General features: G+C 55.7%; 15 protein-coding genes. 7 read left to right on the top strand and 8 right to left on the bottom strand.

Going from position 1 to position 19,346, the window contains the following annotated elements:
* Positions 1–167: 167 nt before the first annotated feature.
* On the top strand, positions 168–1,112 hold the full coding sequence (gene aaeR, locus DZE2538_RS01490) for an HTH-type transcriptional activator AaeR (RefSeq protein ID WP_019843556.1): 945 nt from the start codon (positions 168–170) through the stop codon (positions 1,110–1,112).
* 98 nt (positions 1,113–1,210) lie between these two features.
* Here the strand turns inward: aaeR and tldD are convergent, their stop codons facing one another.
* The 8 genes from tldD to csrD form a co-directional block, all read right to left on the bottom strand.
* Positions 1,211–2,656: a metalloprotease TldD gene (gene tldD, locus DZE2538_RS01485; RefSeq protein WP_038912911.1), complete on the bottom strand. Its 1,446-nt coding sequence runs from the start codon at positions 2,654–2,656 to the stop codon at positions 1,211–1,213.
* A gap of 45 nt (positions 2,657–2,701) precedes the next feature.
* Entirely contained in the window at positions 2,702–6,538 is a 3,837-nt protein-coding gene (yhdP, locus tag DZE2538_RS01480) for an AsmA2 domain-containing protein YhdP (protein WP_038917084.1), read from the bottom strand.
* 110 nt (positions 6,539–6,648) lie between these two features.
* Positions 6,649–8,118 (bottom strand): ribonuclease G, encoded by a 1,470-nt coding sequence (rng, locus tag DZE2538_RS01475; protein ID WP_012883018.1) that lies wholly within the window; start codon positions 8,116–8,118, stop codon positions 6,649–6,651.
* Entirely contained in the window at positions 8,108–8,701 is a 594-nt protein-coding gene (locus DZE2538_RS01470; protein WP_038915409.1) for a Maf family protein, read from the bottom strand. Before DZE2538_RS01470 ends, rng begins: the two co-directional genes overlap by 11 nt.
* A 24-nt stretch (positions 8,702–8,725) precedes the next feature.
* Positions 8,726–9,214, bottom strand: coding sequence for a rod shape-determining protein MreD (mreD, locus tag DZE2538_RS01465; RefSeq protein ID WP_016943119.1), 489 nt, complete (start codon positions 9,212–9,214; stop codon positions 8,726–8,728).
* Positions 9,211–10,341, bottom strand: coding sequence for a rod shape-determining protein MreC (mreC, locus tag DZE2538_RS01460; protein WP_038915407.1), 1,131 nt, complete (start codon positions 10,339–10,341; stop codon positions 9,211–9,213). Before mreC ends, mreD begins: the two co-directional genes overlap by 4 nt.
* Positions 10,342–10,443: 102 nt before the next feature.
* Positions 10,444–11,487: a rod shape-determining protein MreB gene (gene mreB / locus DZE2538_RS01455; protein ID WP_012883014.1), complete on the bottom strand. Its 1,044-nt coding sequence runs from the start codon at positions 11,485–11,487 to the stop codon at positions 10,444–10,446.
* 314 nt (positions 11,488–11,801) lie between these two features.
* A complete protein-coding gene (gene csrD, locus DZE2538_RS01450) occupies positions 11,802–13,748 on the bottom strand; it encodes an RNase E specificity factor CsrD (protein WP_038915406.1) in 1,947 nt (648 codons plus the stop codon).
* A gap of 151 nt (positions 13,749–13,899) precedes the next feature.
* On the opposite strand from csrD, the gene acuI reads away from it, so the two are divergent.
* From acuI to accC, 6 genes are all read left to right on the top strand, one after another.
* Positions 13,900–14,886 carry an acrylyl-CoA reductase (NADPH) gene (gene acuI / locus DZE2538_RS01445; RefSeq protein ID WP_038915405.1) on the top strand — a complete coding sequence of 329 codons (987 nt, stop codon included), beginning with the start codon at positions 13,900–13,902 and terminating at the stop codon, positions 14,884–14,886.
* Positions 14,887–15,088: 202 nt separating this feature from the next.
* Positions 15,089–16,090, top strand: coding sequence for a protein-methionine-sulfoxide reductase catalytic subunit MsrP (gene msrP, locus DZE2538_RS01440; RefSeq protein WP_019843549.1), 1,002 nt, complete (start codon positions 15,089–15,091; stop codon positions 16,088–16,090).
* A 77-nt stretch (positions 16,091–16,167) separates the two neighbouring features.
* Entirely contained in the window at positions 16,168–16,767 is a 600-nt protein-coding gene (gene msrQ / locus DZE2538_RS01435; RefSeq protein ID WP_019843548.1) for a protein-methionine-sulfoxide reductase heme-binding subunit MsrQ, read from the top strand.
* A gap of 239 nt (positions 16,768–17,006) precedes the next feature.
* Entirely contained in the window at positions 17,007–17,459 is a 453-nt protein-coding gene (aroQ, locus tag DZE2538_RS01430) for a type II 3-dehydroquinate dehydratase (RefSeq protein ID WP_012883009.1), read from the top strand.
* A 35-nt stretch (positions 17,460–17,494) separates the two neighbouring features.
* On the top strand, positions 17,495–17,962 hold the full coding sequence (gene accB / locus DZE2538_RS01425; protein ID WP_019843546.1) for an acetyl-CoA carboxylase biotin carboxyl carrier protein: 468 nt from the start codon (positions 17,495–17,497) through the stop codon (positions 17,960–17,962).
* Between the two features lie 11 nt (positions 17,963–17,973).
* Positions 17,974–19,317, top strand: coding sequence for an acetyl-CoA carboxylase biotin carboxylase subunit (accC, locus tag DZE2538_RS01420; protein ID WP_012883007.1), 1,344 nt, complete (start codon positions 17,974–17,976; stop codon positions 19,315–19,317).
* Positions 19,318–19,346: the final 29 nt, after the last annotated feature.

Below are 19,346 nucleotides of genomic sequence, written 5' to 3'. Positions count from 1 at the left end.
TATCGCTTACCATGTTACATCAGCGTTTTTAACCCTTTGAAACAACCACAGCAGTGAAGACGGGTAATCAAGGCCACGCGGTGTAGCCAGACAAGCTATATTATGAAACGTTATTATTGTGTTATCTACGCAGCGTGATCTAAATCACTTTTAAGCCAGGGTTAACAATGGAACGATTAAAGAGTATGTCAGTGTTCGCCAGCGTGGTGGAATTCGGCTCGTTTACCGCCGCCGCACGCCAACTGGCAATGAGCGTCTCCGCCGTCAGTCAGACGGTGACCCGGCTGGAAGATGAACTACAGGTGAAGCTGCTCAACCGCAGCACCCGTAGCATCGGGCTGACGGAAGCAGGCAGGATCTATTACCACGGCTGCCGACGTATGCTGCACGAAGCCCATGAAGTGCATGAGCAGTTATACGCGTTCAACAATACGCCAATCGGTACCTTGCGCATCGGCAGTTCCTCCACCATGGCGCAAAACGTACTGGCCACGATGACCACAGAAATGCTAAAGGAGTACCCCGGATTATCAGTTAATCTGGTGTGTGGGATCCCAGCACCAGACCTGATTGCCGATGGGCTGGATATCGTTATTCGCGTCGGCGCGTTGCAGGATTCCAGCCTGTATAGCACCCGCCTGGGTTCGATGCCCATGGTGGTGTGCGCCGCCAAAAGCTATCTGGCCCAACATACCACGCCGGAAAAACCCGGTGATGTAAGCAACGCCTCCTGGCTCGAATACAGCGTTCGCCCGGACAGCGAATTCGAACTGATCGCCCCGGAAGGCATCACCACCCGACTGACGCCGCAAGGGCGCTTCGTCACCAATGACCCGGTTACGCTGATTCGCTGGCTGAAAAACGGCGCTGGCATCGCTTATGTACCGTTAATGTGGGTATTTGAAGAGATCAAACGTGGCGAGATAGAAATCCTCTTTTCGCGCTACCACTCCGATCCACGCCCGGTGTACGCACTTTATACCCGCCGCGACAACCTGCCGCTGAAAGTTCAGGTGTGCATCAACTACCTGACTGAGTACTTCAACAAGGTGGCGCTGATTTATCAGGGATACCGGCAGGAGCACCCGCAAACCGGGCTACCGCAGAAATAACGCAGGCCGCGCAAAGGCGGCCTGCATTCATACTATTAGTTGCATAACTTCTAGTTGCATAACTTCTAGTTGCATCACGTCTAGTTGCATCGCCTCACTCAGGCGGTACCGCCTACCGTAATGCTATCGAGCTTCAACGTTGGCTGACCGACGCCTACCGGCAGGCTTTGCCCTTCTTTGCCGCACACCCCGACGCCTCTGTCCAGCGCCAGATCGTTGCCGACCATCGAGATCTGCTGCATGGCCTCAATACCGGAGCCAATTAACGTCGCTCCTTTCACCGGCGTGGTCACGCGTCCCTTCTCAATCAAATACGCTTCAGACGTGGAGAACACAAATTTACCGGAGGTAATATCCACCTGACCACCGCCAAAGTTCGGCGCATACAGGCCATATTCCACGCTGGCGATAATCTCCTCGGGGGTCGATTGACCGGCCAGCATGTAGGTGTTGGTCATCCTTGGCATCGGCAGATGCGCGTAAGATTCGCGGCGGCCGTTGCCGGTCGGCGCGACGCCCATCAGACGGGCATTCAGCTTATCCTGCATGTAGCCTTTGAGGACGCCGTTTTCGATCAGCACATTGTATTGGCCGGGAACGCCTTCATCGTCCATCGCCAGTGAACCGCGACGCCCTTCCAGCGTGCCGTCATCCACCACCGTACATAGCTCGGACGCCACCAGCTTGCCGACCTGACCACTGAACACCGAGGTACCGCGACGGTTAAAATCGCCTTCCAGACCGTGCCCGACTGCTTCGTGCAACAACACGCCTGGCCAGCCTGCGCCCAGCACCACTGGCATTGACCCGGCCGGTGCCGCGACCGCCGACAAATTCACCAGCGCCATACGCACCGCTTCTTTAGCCCAGGCTTCCGCCCGTGCTTCACCATCGGCCTGCTGCCAGAAATAATCGTAACCGGTACGTGCACCACCGCCGCTCGAACCACGTTCACGACGGCCATCCTCTTCCACCAACACACTGACGGATAAGCGTACCAACGGACGGACATCCGCCGCCAGCGTGCCATCGGTAGCGGCCACCAATACCAGTTCATACACGCCGGTTAAACTGGCGGTGACTTCCTGCACGCGCGAATCGGCCGCTCGGGCGGTGGCGTCAACGCGTTGCAACAGGGCAATCTTATCTTCACGACTCAGACTATCCAGTGGGTTAGCTTGCGGGTACAGACCACGATGCGGCACCTCACCCAGCGTTTTCACCGTGCCGTTACCCTGCTCACGCACAATGCTGCGTGCCGCCTGCGCGCTTTGCTGCAACGCATTGAGCGTTATCTGGTCAGCGTAGGCAAAACCGGTCTTTTCCCCGCTGATAGCGCGGATCCCGACCCCTTGGTCGATATGATAAGAACCGTCCTTGATAATGCGGTCTTCCAGCACCCAGGACTCGTGGTAACTCGACTGAAAATACAGATCGGCGTAATCAAGACGCCGCTCACTCAACGTACCCAGAATGGACTGTAAATCCTGATGGCTCAGTTTATTAGCCGTGAGTAATTGCTCACTGACAAATGTCAGACTCATAGAATGTCACTCTTATTGTCAATGTCTCAGATAACCAGACCGCCGTTACTGGCCTGCCGCACCGGCGGCATTGGCTTTTTGCGGTTCACGCACTACTTCCTGAATCTTTGGTTGATCCACACTACCGGAAATGTGGTAACGAATCAGGGAAATTTTACTCCACAGCGGCCCCAGCACTTTACTGGCGGCAAACACCGCCGCCCCGATAACCGGGTTCACCGCAAAGGCCGTGGCCACACCGACGGTAGCGGAAATTTCCGGCGCCACCACCGCCTCCATCGAAATATCACGCTTCACCAGGTCAACATCACCCTTCATGGCGATATCCGCCTCGAGGCCGTCCACCAGCAGATTATCGGTGTGTAGCACGCCATCTTTTATCCACGCCGTGCTGCGAACCGAATCGAAGTAAAACCCTTTACCGAACGTATCGCTGAAATCAAACTGTAGCTTACGCAGCAGTGCATCGAAACTCACCAGACGTAATAATTGCCCGGCCTGACCGGTACCGACGTTAACAATCTCACCCTTGCCGATATCGGTTTTCAAAATACCGCTCAGGCTCGGGATATGCGGAGCCCACGGCGAGCCGCGCCAGTACAGGTCATAGTCGATCTTGAACGCCCCGGCACGCAACGGTGTTGCCAGCCCCAGCCAGTCAGCATTGTCACTCAGGCTGTTGCCAGACAACTGCCCTTTTATCGCCGTGCGGGTGCCTTCGCCGCTTTCCTGCCAGCTGCCGTCCAGCGTTAATTTGGCTTTGCCGTTATCAACCAACCCATTGGTCAGCACCAGCTTGTTGGGTTCTGGTTGCAATGCGCCTCTCACCTGCCCGATATTCTGCCCCATCAGCCAGCATTCACGGCACTCGAACTGCAGTGCCGGTAAGTCTTCAAAGCGAATACTGGGATCATTGAGCGGTGATTTTTTCTCCGCCAGCGCGGCTGGGTTGGTGGCATCATCCCCCTGCCATTGCGGGTTGTAATACAGATAGCGCACATCGCTGCGCCACTGCCCAGCGGCGGGAATCAGCAATCGACCGTCAATCTCTCTGCCGGCAGCGGTGATTTCACGGCCGCCGTTCTGGGTACGACTGGTAAACATCAGGTCATGCCATTGCTGGCCCAGTACCTTCAATTCTGGCGTCGTCAGCGTGACCCGCTCCGGCCACTGGAAACGGCTGGCTCCTGCCTGTGCACTGGCTGCGTTGCGTACACCGGGCAACAGCGCCAGCCAGCGCTCGCCATCCAGCGGTGGCAATGCCAGTGTCAGCGATGAATCGTCCGGCAGCGAAGGCGGTTTCGCGCCTTCCTGCCAGGCGGCTCGCACCAGCATGACTTTGCTGTCTTTCAGCAGCCACTGGCTGTTGAAGGACTGTTTTTTCCCCAGGGTACCGCCAAGCGAGAAACCACGCTCATCCCCTTTGGCGTTCACCTGAAGCCCCAGCGCAGTACCTCCCGCTTTATTCAAGGGAGAAGGTAAGTGGCTACTTACTTCTTTGAGATCGCCGTGCACAGCAACGTCATAACTGGCGGGGCCGTGACGTGGCAGAGTGACCTGTACGTTACCCTGCCAGCCGGTATTGCCGTCTAACGACGCGACTACCGGTTTGGGTAGCCCCGGCAAGCGGGACAACGCCCAACTGCCCTGCAACCCGACATTCACCAGAAACGCCTTTTCCTGCTCCTGGGTCGAAAAGTTGAACGTGAGTGGCTGATCAAGCCAGCGCGCCTGCAACGTCTGGCTGGCAAGATTACCGTTATCGTAGTGGAATCGCCCGCTGACTGACTGGAGTGAGACATCCAATGGCTTGATAAACAGTGGGTTATTATTTAATGCGACATCGCCACTGGCTTTTACCTGCCCACCATTGAGCGGAATATCCAGATGCAGATTCCCCTGAACCTCTCCGCCAATCTGGATTTGCGTCAACGCGCTACCAATCGAGTCCTTCATGGGCGTTTGATCGAAGTAATCGCTCACTTCTTTACCGCTTCCGCTGATATCGCCGTCGATCAACAACTTCTCTTTGCTGTAATCCGGAATGATGGCGTTGATGTTGTGCCCGTCGGCATCGCCCAGCTTTATCTGCGGTGCCTGCATCCACAAGCCGTTGTTAAGGAAATTCAGTGTGATATTCAGGTCATCCAGCGCAGGCCAGCCGGGCTGAAACTCAAAGCGTGACTTCTCAAGCGGCACCCAAACCTGAAACTGCCCTTCCTGATGCTCGAACGGAAACTGCGCCGGATTCCCCGCGAATACCAGTGTGGCGTTGTCCACCTGACCGGATTTGATAGCGCCGGTCAGGTAATCCACCAGGTTTTTGCCCATGAAATACTCGGGGTAGTAGCGCCAGGCGTCAGCCGCATCACCAAGCCGGATCCCGGCAAGAATATCCAGCCGGGGTTCTCCCTGAGCCGGGTGACGGTAATGGAAATCCCCATTCGCCCACAGCGAATGAGAGCGCACGTCCAGCCCCTGCCCCCACAATTCCCAGCCTTGTGCGTCATTACGCCAGTCCAGCGTGGCGTTCGCCTGCTGAATATCCAGCGGTGCACGGAACATGTCCTGATACGGCAACGTACTCTGCGTCAGGCTCACCTTTGTCCGCCCACGCGCCAGACTACCGACTGCATCACCAGAGACATGATTGGCGCCTGGCAACAATTGCCAGTTTTTCCAACCGACATCCTGCCAGCTCACCTGAAAACGGGTTTGCTCCGGCTGTTGTAACGGAATATCCAGCGCCAGCGTGGTCAGTTGCCCTTGCGGTTGCAACGCCTGCCAACGGTTTTTTAGCTCCGGCGTGGTGGTACTGAGCAACGGCAGCAACGGTCCCAGCCGCTCCAGCGCCAGATGACGGCCACGAATACGCAACTCAGCTGAGCGATCAGGGCCCAGTAGCTGGGTATCTTCCGGCTGCCACAACGCAGACAGTTGCCCTTTCGGCCACGCGACACCATCGGTGGACAGATTCAGCGACGGTACATCCAACTGCCAACCGCTCTGGTAACGACTGACGTGCAACGCCAGGCCGTTAACCCCTAACTGGTGCAAGGTGTCGCCATCGCGCCAACTGGCATCACCCTGATTGAGCAGCAGGTCGCCGCCGTAAATATCGCCTTCTCGCACCTGCAACCAGGCGGCCAAGCTGAACCTGGCACTCTCCAGACCGGTGTTACTGCGGATCCAACGGCCCAGCCACGGTTTCATGTCGATGTTATCGGCTTGCAGATACACCACGCCGTTATTCAGCCAGCCCTGTTCATCACGCAAATCCATGCGGACCTGCACCACACCGTGCTGGCCATTGAAACTCGATAAACTAATCTGCCCTTCCGCACGGTGCCGGTTTTTACCGTTCAGCCAGGTCAATTGGGGGATTTGTAACTCAGCCTGAGAGCCCGACGGCGTCAGAAAGCGGATGCGGCTATTGCGTAGATCGAAGTGATCGAACTGGCGCAGAAACAGCGAGCCAAGTTGATCAGGCTCCCAGCTACGGGTGCGCTGTCTCTCAGGGTCGATCGGTTTTTTGAGGTCGAGTTGCAGGTGATAAAACGTAAGATCGCGGAATTTCCACTTCAAATGCAGCAATGACTGCCAGACATCCAGCGCCACTGAAATGCGCTCGGATTGCCACTCGGCATCGGGATGATGAATTCGCAGGTTAGTGATATCCAGCGTCGGCCCAAAGGTTTCCCAACTGCCGCTGAGGCTATCCACTTCCATCGGCAAACCGGTGGCAGACTGTGCCCAGGCCACGATCTGTGGCCGGAAAGTATCCAACGTCGGCAGCACCATTCTCAGGCCGCTGACCAGCAACGCGGCCAGCACAACCAGAACGGCACCCGTCGCTGCTACTATTCCAGGCAATCGCTTTATGCCGGGCAGTCGCCTCACACCTGTCTCCTTCATTATTCATCACCGGCGACGAGCGAAAACCGTCACAGAGAAAACCCGTCAACCAGTATCCGGCGACGGGCGGCATGACGTTACATCATGACCACATCAAACTGTTCCTGACTGTACAGGGGTTCTATCTGAACCTTGACCTGTTTGCCGACGAAAATTTCCACTTCCGCCAGCGCATGTGATTCGTCGCTTTTTAGTGCCTCGCCCACCGCAGGTGAAGCGTAGACCAGGAAACGATCAGAGTCATAGGCATGATGCACACGCACGACTTCGCGCATGATTTCATAGCACACGGTTTCCACGGTTTTGACCGACCCACGACCGTGACAGGTTGGACACTCGCTGCATAACACATGTTCTATGCTCTCACGGGTGCGCTTACGCGTCATCTCCACCAGTCCCAATTGAGAGAAGCCGCTGATACCGGTTTTGACCCGATCCTTGCTGAGTGCCTGCTCCAGCGAATGCAGTACGCGGCGGCGGTGATCTTCATTCGCCATATCGATGAAATCGATGATGATAATGCCACCCAGATTGCGCAGCCGAAGCTGACGAGCGATTGCCTGCGTCGCTTCGATATTGGTGTTAAAAATGGTTTCGTCCAGATTGCGGTGGCCCACAAACGCGCCGGTGTTGATGTCGATGGTAGTCATCGCTTCCGTCTGGTCGATAATCAGGTAGCCGCCGGATTTCAGTTCCACCTTGCGATCCAGCGCCCGCTGAATCTCGTTTTCGACGTCGTACAGGTCGAAAATCGGCTGCTTGCCGCTGTAGTGCTCCAGCTTGCTGGTCATCTCCGGGATATATTCCGCAGTGAACTCCAGCAGGGAATCGTACGTCAGCTTTGAATCAACGCGGATGCGATCCAACGATGCACCGGCAAAATCCCGCAGAATACGGTGTGCCAGGGCCAGTTCACCGTACAATTTGCACTTGGTCTGGTTGCGTTTTTTACGCTCCATCACCTTGGTCCACAAGCGCTTGAGGAAGGCGGCATCCTGTGCCAGTTCTTCTTCACCCACGCCTTCGGCGGCGGTACGGATGATAAAACCGCCCTGCTCGTCGCAGTAATCGGCTACCGTCTTTTTCAGGCGCTCGCGCTCAGCTTCACTTTCAATACGCTGAGAAACGCCGACATGGGAAGCCCCCGGCATGAAAACCAGATAACGCGACGGCAACGTGATATCGGTGGTCAGACGCGCGCCCTTGGTGCCAAGCGGGTCTTTCACCACCTGTACCATTAAATCCTGCCCCTGACGCACCAGCTCGGCGATATCGCGTACATGAAAGTTTTTCTGCTCGTCGCCTGCTACGCATTCGGTATGCGGCATGATATCGGACGCGTGCAGAAACGCCGCCTTATCCAGACCGATATCGACGAAGGCAGCCTGCATCCCCGGCAACACACGGCTGACGCGACCTTTATAAATATTGCCGACAATCCCGCGCCGGGCTTCACGTTCAATATGGATTTCCTGCAAGATGCCGCCGTCGATATAGGCGACACGCGTTTCTGAAGGGGTAATATTTACCAGCAATTCAGCGGTCATGGGTTCCTCGTTCTTTACGCTGTGCAGAAAAATGTGTGAACAATTCAAGCGTTTCCACCAATGGCAACCCTACCACGGCGTGGTAACTCCCGAAAATCGATTTAACGAAACATCCGCCTTTTCCCTGAATACCGTAAGCGCCCGCTTTATCCATCGGTTCGCCGCTGGCGATATAGCGTCTAATTTCGTCATCGGAAAGCGTGCGGAATTGCACCTCGGTGACGACACGCGCCGATACGCTCTCACTGCGGTCTGCCAGCGTCAGCGCCGTCATCACCTGATGACGCTGACCCGACAACGATCGCAGAATGCGAACAGCATCGTCTTCATCCCGGGGTTTTTCCAGCACCTGACCGTTTAGCACCACAATCGTATCCGCACCCAGCACCGGCAAATCCAGCGGTGCCACCACGACGCCAGCCGACGCCTTGTCGTGCGCCAGACGGCTGACATACTGTTCCGGCGCTTCACCGGGCTGACGCTGCTCGGCGACATCAATCTTCACGATATCGAACGACAACTCCAGCAGGGTTAGCAACTCTCGACGGCGGGGCGACGCAGAAGCCAGATACAGATCGATCATCACATTTCTCTTATTATTTTCTGGTTATTGAATAGCAAACTGGCGACGAATCTTGCGCATCAGCAGGAACAGCCACGGCCACAGCACCCCGTCGACCACACTATTCCAGAAAATTTCCGGTCGTAAAGAGACATTGATCACCAGGAACTCAGCCCAAAACACCACTAAATCCAGCACCAGCGACAACAGCATAACGATCAACGCCTGCTGCCATAACGCCATGTTACGGAACAACTGGAATTTGAATGCCACCAGATAGGCGACGATGCTAAGCCCCAACGCCCGAACCCCCAGCGTAGAACCGAGAATCAGGTCGGTTACCATGCCCAGAACAAACCCGGTTCCGACGTTAACCCGATGCGGCAACGCCATCACCCAGTAAATCAACACCAGCGTCAGCCAGGAAGGGCGGTACATGTACAGATCGTCCGGCCAGGGCATGATCTGCAAGACCATCGCGACCAGAAAAGAGAGCCAGATAATCCAGTAACCTTGACGATGATAGCTACTCATCGGTTTCCTCCCGACGTAACGGGCGCAGGCGTCGTTCCCTGCGGCGGCGTCGCCTGATTCGTCGGTTTAGATGGCGCATTACCATTCGCTTTCACGGATGAGGATCTCGCCGATGACGCTTTCGCTGGAGCGACTTTCGCAGGCGGTGCGGGCGGGCCGACAAAATCAGGCGCTGGCGTATTGGCTGACGGCGGGGCTGGTGGCCCCATTTCTTCCGGCGATGGCAGTACGTGCGGCATCATCTGCATCAGACGCTCATTCGCCACCTGATGCACCTCATCTGGCGGCAACGCAGCACGGGAATTGCTGTCTACACCCCACATCAGCAACAGATAACGCAAACGCTGCAATTCAGCGGTCGGGCGTGCCTGAATCACGGTATAAGCACGCTGGGTATCCACTTTCACGGATGAAACCACGGCAACCGGGTACCCTTCCGGAAAACGTCCCCCCAGACCGGAGGTGACCAGAACATCACCCACCCGGATATCGGTATTGTTGGGCAGGTGTTCCAGTTGCAAATCTTCGTTGCAGCCATTACCGGCGGCGATAACGCGGATATCGTTGCGCAGCACCTGAATCGGCAGCGCATGAGAGGCGTCACAAATCAGCAGTACGCGGCTGGTAAATTGCCCTACGGCGACAACCTGACCGACCACACCTTTATCGCTGATGACTGGCTGCCCTTCGTACACACCGTTGACATTCCCTTTGTCGATCACCACTTGATCGCTGTAAGGGTCGGTACCCGAGGAGAGCACCTGTGTGACCATCTTCTGCTCTTCCTGACGCAGCGGGGATCCTAGCAGTTCACGCAGGCGGGCGTTTTCCTGACGGAATTGCCCCATCAACAGCAGATCGCTGTTTTTCAGCAACAATTCCTGGCGCAGCGCTATATTTTCACGCTCCAGTTGCTCATGAGAGGTCAGATTGGCAGACAGCTTATCCAGCATGGCACGCGGGCCATTAGCCAGAAAATAGAAAGGGCTGACGGCAGTGTCCATGTACGTTCTGATTTTGACAAACGTACCGAGCCGACTGTCAGCAAAGATAATCACAATTGCGGTAATGACAGTAAGAAAAAGGCGCAGTTGCAGGGAGGGGCCCCGGCTAAAAATCGGCTTCATAAAATTGCGTATTCCTCGACAATAAAAAGGGGGCTACCACGCGGGATGAATCCAACAGATTTTCATCCATGCGATAGGTCCCCCTTCTTTACTCTGGCCGGTTTATTCTTCGCTGAACAAATCGCCGCCATGCATGTCGATCATTTCCAACGCCTTACCACCGCCGCGCGCTACGCAGGTCAACGGGTCTTCCGCCACCACGACAGGAATGCCGGTTTCTTCCATCAGCAGGCGATCGAGGTTGCGCAGCAACGCGCCACCGCCGGTCAACACCATACCGCGCTCAGAAATATCGGACGCCAGTTCCGGCGGGCACTGCTCCAGTGCCACCATGACGGCGCTGACGATACCGGTCAGCGGTTCCTGCAACGCTTCCAGAATTTCATTGGAGTTGAGGTTGAAACCGCGTGGTACGCCTTCCGCCAGGTTACGACCGCGCACTTCGATTTCGCGCACTTCGTCGCCCGGATAGGCAGAACCGATTTCATGCTTAATACGTTCAGCGGTAGCTTCACCGATCAACGAGCCGTAGTTACGGCGAACATAGTTGATGATGGCTTCATCGAAACGGTCACCACCGATACGCACGGAGGAGGAATACACCACGCCGTTCAGGGAGATCACCGCGACTTCGGTCGTACCACCACCGATATCCACCACCATAGAACCGGTTGCTTCAGATACCGGCAAACCTGCACCGATCGCAGCCGCCATCGGTTCCTCAATCAGGAACACTTCACGGGCGCCAGCGCCCTGAGCGGATTCGCGGATAGCACGACGTTCAACCTGGGTTGCGCCTACCGGCACACACACCAGCACACGCGGGCTCGGGCGCATAAAGCTGTTGCTGTGCACCTGCTTGATAAAATGCTGCAGCATTTTTTCGGTAACGAAGAAATCGGCGATCACACCGTCTTTCATCGGACGAATGGCTGCAATATTACCCGGTGTACGGCCCAACATTTGTTTGGCTTCATGACCAACGGCGGCCACGCTTTTAGGAGAACCGGCACGATCCTGGCGAATAGCCACCACGGAAGGCTCGTTCAGTACAATGCCTTGTCCTTTTACATAAATCAGGGTATTGGCGGTACCCAGGTCGATGGACAAGTCGTTGGAAAACATGCCACGAAATTTCTTAAACATAACTAAAGGATAATCCTGCAAGCTGGGGGCGGAAATGAAATCCGCTTACTGTACCAACCACACGCAGCAGCGACAAGGCGCTAACCGGCTCTGCTACGGTGAAAAAATGATGTTTACGTAAATTGCCATGATAATGAATGCCTGCAGAACGGCTACCCTTCTGGCAGCGACTGGGGTTCTCGCGAGCTGCCCCCGAAAATTGCACGAACCACCGACATAAAATCTAACATTTTCGTGCGCGCTAGCCCGTTCAGCAAACCGGTCAGCAACGCTATGGCGCCAACATTCTACGCTAGTTTGTTCGGATTTTGACATCAAACATGCGTACGTGGTGAATATTTTTTCAGCGTGTTACTCACAGGTTCCGACAACGCGAACAGATCGCCCTGTCCGCCGCAAACGCCTTTATCCAGCAACGTCTGCCACTCCTCACGCGTACGCACACCGGAGGCGAACACATGGGCGTTTGTGCCCTTGCACGCTTCGGTCAGGCTACTGACAAACAGCTGATTCTCCGGCCGCTTATGCAGACTACGCACCAACCCCGGATGGAGCTTGATCACCTCCACCTGCAGGGACTTGATGTAGGCGGTGCTGACCAGCGTCAGCCCGGCCTGCGTCACCGCCAGTCGGCAACCCAAACCCGTTATCATCGCCAGTATCGGGCGCAAACGGCCGATATATTGACACACATCCGCCTCGGCAAGTTCAAACAATAATCGCGTACGTTGCTTTTTCGGACACTGGAGTAAGGTTTCGCGCAGCCAGCGCAGGAACGGCCGTTGCAGCAGCGAATCCACCGTAATCGGGAAAGCCAGTACCGAATCCTGCCAGCTGACGGTCAGGGCAATCACCCGGCTGATCAACTGCCGGTCATAACCGGAGGTCAGGCCAAGCTGGCGCACCAGCGGCATGTACTCGGCCTCCAGCAATTCCTGGGTGCCATCATAAATTCGGCTAAACATTTCCCGGTGGTGTACCCCGCCTTCACGGGTAATCGCCGGTTTTTGATACAAACGAGGCCCGCCGCGCAACAGGGTGTGTTCCAGCAGCGTTCGCCACTTCACGCTACCCCGGCCTTTTTCCGGTACCCGACGGTCATACACACACCATCCATTCCCCCCCTGCAATACCGCGTTGCGGGTCGCGTCCTCCACACATTCCATTACCTGTTCGGTGGTTTGCCCGCCGTGGTAGGCAGAAATGCCGATGTGCAAAATATCTTCCCGATCGATAAGCGAGGTCGTCGGCAAGATATCAATGGCTTTCACCAGTTGACTGGCGATGCAGTCCGCTTCTTTCAGGTTGCAATGCGGCAGCAGTACCGTGAAATCACTGTGGTAATAGCGCGCCAGCAGCGCGGCGGGGTAGCGTAAGACAAACGTGGACAACAGGTTAATCAGGGTATTGCGATACTCATCAAGTACACCGCCATAACCGTGCGTTTCCTGCAAGGTGTCGAAGTCCGGCAGGCGAATCATCATCACTACGCCATGGGTGCCGACGTCTTCCGTGTCGTCCAGTTGCGTCGCGAGCTGATTTTCAAAAAATAACCGGTTATTCAAGCCGGTTTGCGAATCCTGCGCCGCGAATGATCGAATCAGGGTATCGACCCGGCTACGGGCCTCACGCGCTTCGGCCAAATCCAGCAGCAACTGGTCCAGCGCGCCACTGGCCATCGCAGGCCACTCATGCACCGAGCCATGCATCACGGTATCGCGCTCACCGGCCAAAATCCGCCGGGCGCGGGCCTCTAACTGTTCCTGCCCGGCCATCTGCCGTCGCAGCCAGCGCACGCCATGAAAGACGATTATCGCGATCAGCAGTATCGTCAACACAATCGACAACGCGGATTTAAGATAACGTGGCATGCCAAATAACGGATCAACGTAGGTGACGTTGACCTTGACGTCCGCGTGGTGCAACAGCGATAAGCTGGTGTGCCGGTACAGCAAGGCCCGCTCCCCACCGTCAGACATGACTTCTGGTAACCGTAGCCAGTAGAGCCTTTCATGGCCGTCGCGCAGATCCAGTTCCACAATGCCTGCCGCCTTCATCACCGCGGGCAACCAGAACTGGATATTATCGGGAGCCTGAACCAACAGGGCCTGATCAATGCTCGCCGCCACGGCCCTGAGCTGATGATCCATCCGTTGCTGGCTATAACACACAAAACTAAAAATGCTACTGGCCAACACCAGACCCACGGCCAGTGTCGTCAGCAGCGTCATTACTATTGATATTCTGGCAGTCAACCCCATCCCTGCGCCTAACTCCGTATCAATGAATTGAAAAGTGCTTTCATGAGAGACTTGTGTGTTGTTTGCGATTTATCAGTTCGCATACTACCCGTTACAAATATAGTCCTTAAATGATTTACCTCTATTTTTGTCCCCGATAAGGAGAGTTTTTATGCGTGCAATCGTGCTCGGGCAGCAAGACGGCCAGACAGTAGCCAACGTTAGTACTATTGAACCATCACAATTACCTGATGGCGATGTCACTGTCGACGTCGATTGGTCCGGCATTAATTATAAGGATGCATTGGCGATTACTGGCAAAGGTAAAATCATTCGCCAGTTCCCGATGGTGCCGGGCATCGATTTTGCCGGCACCGTGCGCCATAGCGCTCATCCGGATTTTCAGGCCGGGCAGTCTGTGGTGCTGACCGGTTGGGGCGTGGGTGAAAATCATTGGGGTGGTCTGGCAGAACAGGCTCGCGTCCAGGCTGACTGGTTGGTGCCATTGCCACAGGGCCTGACACCGCGTCAGACGATGATCATCGGCACCGCCGGGTTTACCGCAATGCTGTGCGTGATGGCGCTGGAAGAAGGTGGCGTCACCCCGGCGAGTGGCGATGTGGTCGTCAGCGGTGCCAGCGGCGGCGTCGGCAGTACTGCCGTCGCGCTGCTGCATGCGCTGGGATATCAGGTAACGGCTATCAGCGGCCGGGCGGACAATAGCGCCTATCTGCAGCAACTTGGTGCCCATCAGGTACTGGACCGCGCAGAATTCGCTACAGTTGGTCGTCCGCTGGAAAAACAGCGTTGGGCGGGGGCTATCGACACGGCAGGCGACCAGGTACTGGCAACGCTGCTGGCCCAAATGCATTATGGTGCCACCGTTGCCGCCTGCGGGCTGGCGGCTGGCGTCTCACTGCCCACCACGGTGATGCCATTCATTCTGCGCAACGTGCGCCTGCAAGGTGTCGATTCGGTGATGACGCCACGCGCACGTCGTCAGGAAGCCTGGCGTCGTCTGGCGACACTGCTGCCCGACTCCTTCTACCAGCAGGTGACTCAGGAAATCTCGCTGGAGCAGGTTCCCGCCGCCGCCGCCGCGCTATTGGAAAACCGGGTAACCGGCCGCACGCTGGTACGCATCGGTAGCGCGAACTGAAAACCCTTAGGACGGGCGGTCTCTCGCCCGTCTTCATTCCTATTTTGTAAAAACCGGTAAAATATACCGCCTGCTAAAAAAGAACGATTCCCCGCCACATTATTTCACCGCATACTGCTTCCACGCCCATCACTCACCAGCAGGGCGTAGCGTTAACGCGAATCCCCAGCCTGACACCAATAATCAAAAGCGGGAGTTCACCATGTCCAGACATCGCAAACTGACTGGCGCCGACGTGACGCCAGAATCGCTGTTCTATCAGCGCCGCACCGTTCTTAAGGCGTTGGGGCTGACTGCAGCCACGCTGAGCCTGTCACCCGCCGCCCGCGCCGACCTGCTCAACTGGTTCCAGGGAAAACGAGCCCCTGCCGCCCCACCCGGCAAGCCGCTGACATTTAGCCAGCCGCCACAGTGGCACCCTGATCTGGCGCTAACGCCGGAAGACAAAGTCACCGGTTATAACAATTTCTATGAATTCGGTCTGGATAAAGCCGACCCTGCCGCTAACGCGGGTGGTCTCAAGACTGAAGGATGGACGGTGCGGATCGACGGTGAAGTCGCCAAACCCATCACACTAGATATCGACGATATTCGCCGCCGTTTCCCGCTGGAAGAACGCATCTACCGCTTTCGCTGCGTCGAAGCCTGGTCGATGGTGATCCCGTGGGTCGGGTTTGAGTTATCTCAATTGATAAAACTGGCCGAGCCGACCAGCCATGCCCGTTATGTCGCCTTTCAAACCCTGTATGACCCGGCACAAATGCCTGGCCAAAAAGATAGCTTTATGGGGGGTGGTCTCGATTACCCGTATGTCGAAGGGTTGCGTTTAGACGAAGCCATGCACCCGCTGGCCTTGCTGGCCGTTGGTGTTTACGGCAAGACGCTGCCACCGCAAAACGGCGCGCCGATACGGCTGGTCACACCGTGGAAATACGGTTTCAAGAACATAAAGTCCATCGTACATATCAGCCTGACACGTCAACAACCGCCCTCAACCTGGAATCTGGCGGCACCCAATGAGTACGGGTTTTACGCCAACGTTAACCCTAATGTCGATCATCCTCGCTGGTCGCAAGCCAGTGAACGGGTCATCGGTGCCGGTGGGTTACTGAACGTTCAGCGTCAGCCGACGTTATTGTTCAACGGCTATGCCGATCAGGTCGCCTCGCTGTATCAGGGGCTGGATTTACGGGCCAACTTTTGATCGACTCAACCTATGACTTCCGCCGCGTTGCGGGCGTTCATCCTTCTATATAGGAACATGAATAGGAACATGACGGTATGCGTCTGACTTCCCGACACATCATCGCTCTGAAAGTCGTGCTGCATCTGGCGGCGCTCCTGCCGCTACTCTGGCTGGTGTTTGCTGTTAGTCAGGGTGCGTTCAGCGCCGATCCGGCAAAAGATATTCAGCATTTTACCGGCAGAATGGCACTGAAACTGCTGTTGGCGACACTGATGGTGACGCCGCTGGCACGCTACGGTAAACAGCCGCTGCTGATCCGCTGCCGCCGTCTGTTGGGGCTGTGGTGTTTTGCCTGGGCTTGCTTACATCTGCTCAGCTATGCGCTGCTGGAGTTGGGGGTTAATCATCTCGATTTGTTGGGAAAAGAGGTTCTTCTGCGCCCTTACCTGATGCTCGGCATGGCAAGCTGGCTGATACTGCTGGCATTAACCGTGACTTCCACCCAGTCAGCACAGCGAAAACTGGGATCAGGCTGGCAAAAGCTGCACAATCTCATTTATCTGGTCGCGATCTTAGCCCCTGTTCATTATCTTTGGTCGGTAAAATCGCTGTCGCCATTACCGATCATGTACGCTGCCGTTGCCGTCATATTGCTGCTTTTTCGCTACCAGAAGTTGCGCCGATGGCGTCGTTAATCAGCACTATCTGTACGCAGAAGACGGTATTTTCCGCGTATTTTCGTAAAATTTTGTCAATAGCGTCGCGGGTAACTCCGCAGATAAGACCAGTATTTGGCTGCTAACTGCTACGATATGGCTATAATGTTCAAACCGTGCGGATGGAAAGGGACATTTTCGCTCCGCAAAGGGTGACAAACGGATAGCTTCGCGTTATGTTGTGCGCCACTGAGCCAATCGAGGGAGATAGCAGCACAATGGCAGACAAGTTTCACATTTTGCTCCTTAACGGTCCAAACCTGAATCTGCTGGGAACCCGTGAGCCGGATAAATACGGTCATACGACGCTGGCGGAGATCGTGAGCCGACTGGAACAAGATGCGGCAGCGCTGAACGTGCGGCTTTCCCATCTGCAGTCAAATGCGGAACATGAGCTGATTGACCGTATCCATCAGGCCAGAGGAAACACTGACTTCATTCTGATTAACCCGGCAGCATTTACCCACACCAGTGTGGCGCTACGGGATGCTCTGTTGGCGGTCGCCATCCCGTTTATCGAGATCCACCTGACTAACGTGTACGCACGTGAACCTTTCCGTCATCACTCTTACCTGTCTGATGTATCAGCAGGGGTGATCTGCGGTCTGGGGGCAGATGGATACCATTATGGTTTACAGACAGCGGTAAAACGCCTGTCAACGTCCAATTAACCATTTCCAATTAACAAGAGTACGGAACCACATTCATGGATATTCGTAAAATCAAGAAACTGATCGAACTGGTTGAAGAATCCGGCATCGCCGAACTGGAAATCTCCGAAGGTGAAGAGTCGGTACGCATCAGTCGTGCTCCGGCACCGGGTAGCTACCCGATGATGCAACAGGCCTACGCACCGATGCCGCAGCAGTTCGCACCAGCGGCCGCTCCGGTAGCCGCGCCAGCCGCTGCTGCTGAAGCCGCCGCACCCGCCGCCATCAGCGGTCATGTAGTACGTTCACCGATGGTAGGTACCTTCTACCGTACGCCGAGCCCGGACGCGAAACCGTTCGTGGAAGTCGGCCAGCAGGTCAAAGTCGGCGATACTCTGTGCATCGTTGAAGCCATGAAAATGATGAACCAGATCGAAGCAGACAAAGCGGGTGTGGTGAAAGCCATTCTGGTTGAAAGTGGCCAGCCGGTTGAATTTGACGAGCCATTGGTTGTCATCGAATAACGAGGCTTACCATGCTAGATAAAATTGTCATCGCCAACCGTGGTGAGATTGCGTTGCGCATTTTGCGTGCCTGTAAAGAACTGGGCATCAAAACCGTCGCCGTGCATTCCACTGCGGACCGCGATCTGAAACACGTATTGCTGGCGGATGAAACCGTGTGTATCGGTCCGGCTCCGTCAACAAAAAGCTACCTGAATATTCCGGCTATCATCGCAGCAGCGGAAATCACCGGTGCCGTGGCTATCCACCCGGGTTACGGTTTCCTGTCTGAAAACGCTGACTTCGCTGAACAGGTTGAACGTTCCGGTTTTATCTTCATCGGCCCGCGCGCTGACACCATCCGTCTGATGGGCGACAAAGTGTCTGCTATCAGCGCCATGAAAAAAGCCGGTGTTCCCTGTGTACCGGGTTCTGACGGCCCGCTGGGCGACGACATGGATAAGAACCGCGCTATCGGTAAGCGCATCGGTTATCCGGTCATTATCAAAGCCTCTGGCGGCGGCGGCGGTCGCGGTATGCGTGTCGTGCGTAGCGAAAAAGAGCTGGAACAATCGATCGCGATGACCCGCGCGGAAGCGAAAGCGGCGTTCAACAACGACATGGTCTACATGGAAAAATACCTGGAAAACCCGCGTCACGTGGAAATCCAGGTACTGGCCGATGGTCAGGGCAACGCCATTTATCTGGCGGAGCGCGACTGTTCCATGCAGCGTCGTCACCAGAAAGTGGTGGAAGAAGCGCCAGCACCGGGTATTACCTCCGATCTGCGTCGCTATATCGGTGAACGCTGCGCCAAGGCGTGTGTCGACATCAACTACCGTGGCGCGGGTACATTCGAGTTCCTGTTTGAAAACGGCGAGTTCTATTTCATTGAAATGAACACCCGTATTCAGGTAGAGCACCCGGTAACCGAAATGATCACCGGTGTGGACCTGATCAAAGAGCAGTTGCGTATTGCTGCCGGTCAGCCGCTGTCTATCAAGCAAGAAGAAGTGAAAGTGCGTGGTCATGCGGTGGAATGCCGTATCAACGCCGAAGACCCGAACACCTTCATGCCAAGCCCAGGTAAAATCACCCGTTTCCACGCACCGGGCGGTTTTGGCGTACGTTGGGAATCGCACATTTATGCGGGCTATACCGTACCGCCGCATTACGATTCCATGATCGGCAAGCTGATCACTTACGGCGAAAGCCGCGACATCGCCATTTCCCGTATGAAAAATGCGTTGGCTGAGCTGATCATCGATGGCATCAAAACCAACGTGGAATTGCAGATGCGCATCATGTCCGACGAAAACTTCCAGCATGGTGGGACTAACATCCACTATCTGGAGAAGAAACTCGGTCTGCAGTAATTCTCTGCACCAATAAAACGGGTCGGCCT

The sequence above is a fragment of the Dickeya zeae NCPPB 2538 genome (assembly GCF_000406165.1).
Taxonomy (GTDB): Bacteria; Pseudomonadota; Gammaproteobacteria; order Enterobacterales; family Enterobacteriaceae; genus Dickeya; species Dickeya zeae.
This window is presented reverse-complemented; position numbering and strand designations above follow the sequence as displayed.

What these genes read in the sequence shown, in the direction of transcription:
- msrP (WP_019843549.1), top strand. Translation starts at nt 15,089, where the DNA reads ATGTCCAGACATCGCAAACTGACTGGCGCCGACGTGACGCCAGAATCG.
- accB (WP_019843546.1), top strand. Translation starts at nt 17,495, where the DNA reads ATGGATATTCGTAAAATCAAGAAACTGATCGAACTGGTTGAAGAATCC.
- tldD (WP_038912911.1), bottom strand. Translation starts at nt 2,656, where the DNA reads ATGAGTCTGACATTTGTCAGTGAGCAATTACTCACGGCTAATAAACTG.
- acuI (WP_038915405.1), top strand. Translation starts at nt 13,900, where the DNA reads ATGCGTGCAATCGTGCTCGGGCAGCAAGACGGCCAGACAGTAGCCAAC.
- DZE2538_RS01470 (WP_038915409.1), bottom strand. Translation starts at nt 8,701, where the DNA reads ATGATCGATCTGTATCTGGCTTCTGCGTCGCCCCGCCGTCGAGAGTTG.
- mreC (WP_038915407.1), bottom strand. Translation starts at nt 10,341, where the DNA reads ATGAAGCCGATTTTTAGCCGGGGCCCCTCCCTGCAACTGCGCCTTTTT.
- aroQ (WP_012883009.1), top strand. Translation starts at nt 17,007, where the DNA reads ATGGCAGACAAGTTTCACATTTTGCTCCTTAACGGTCCAAACCTGAAT.
- rng (WP_012883018.1), bottom strand. Translation starts at nt 8,118, where the DNA reads ATGACCGCTGAATTGCTGGTAAATATTACCCCTTCAGAAACGCGTGTC.
- msrQ (WP_019843548.1), top strand. Translation starts at nt 16,168, where the DNA reads ATGCGTCTGACTTCCCGACACATCATCGCTCTGAAAGTCGTGCTGCAT.
- aaeR (WP_019843556.1), top strand. Translation starts at nt 168, where the DNA reads ATGGAACGATTAAAGAGTATGTCAGTGTTCGCCAGCGTGGTGGAATTC.
- mreD (WP_016943119.1), bottom strand. Translation starts at nt 9,214, where the DNA reads ATGAGTAGCTATCATCGTCAAGGTTACTGGATTATCTGGCTCTCTTTT.
- mreB (WP_012883014.1), bottom strand. Translation starts at nt 11,487, where the DNA reads ATGTTTAAGAAATTTCGTGGCATGTTTTCCAACGACTTGTCCATCGAC.
- csrD (WP_038915406.1), bottom strand. Translation starts at nt 13,748, where the DNA reads ATGGGGTTGACTGCCAGAATATCAATAGTAATGACGCTGCTGACGACA.
- accC (WP_012883007.1), top strand. Translation starts at nt 17,974, where the DNA reads ATGCTAGATAAAATTGTCATCGCCAACCGTGGTGAGATTGCGTTGCGC.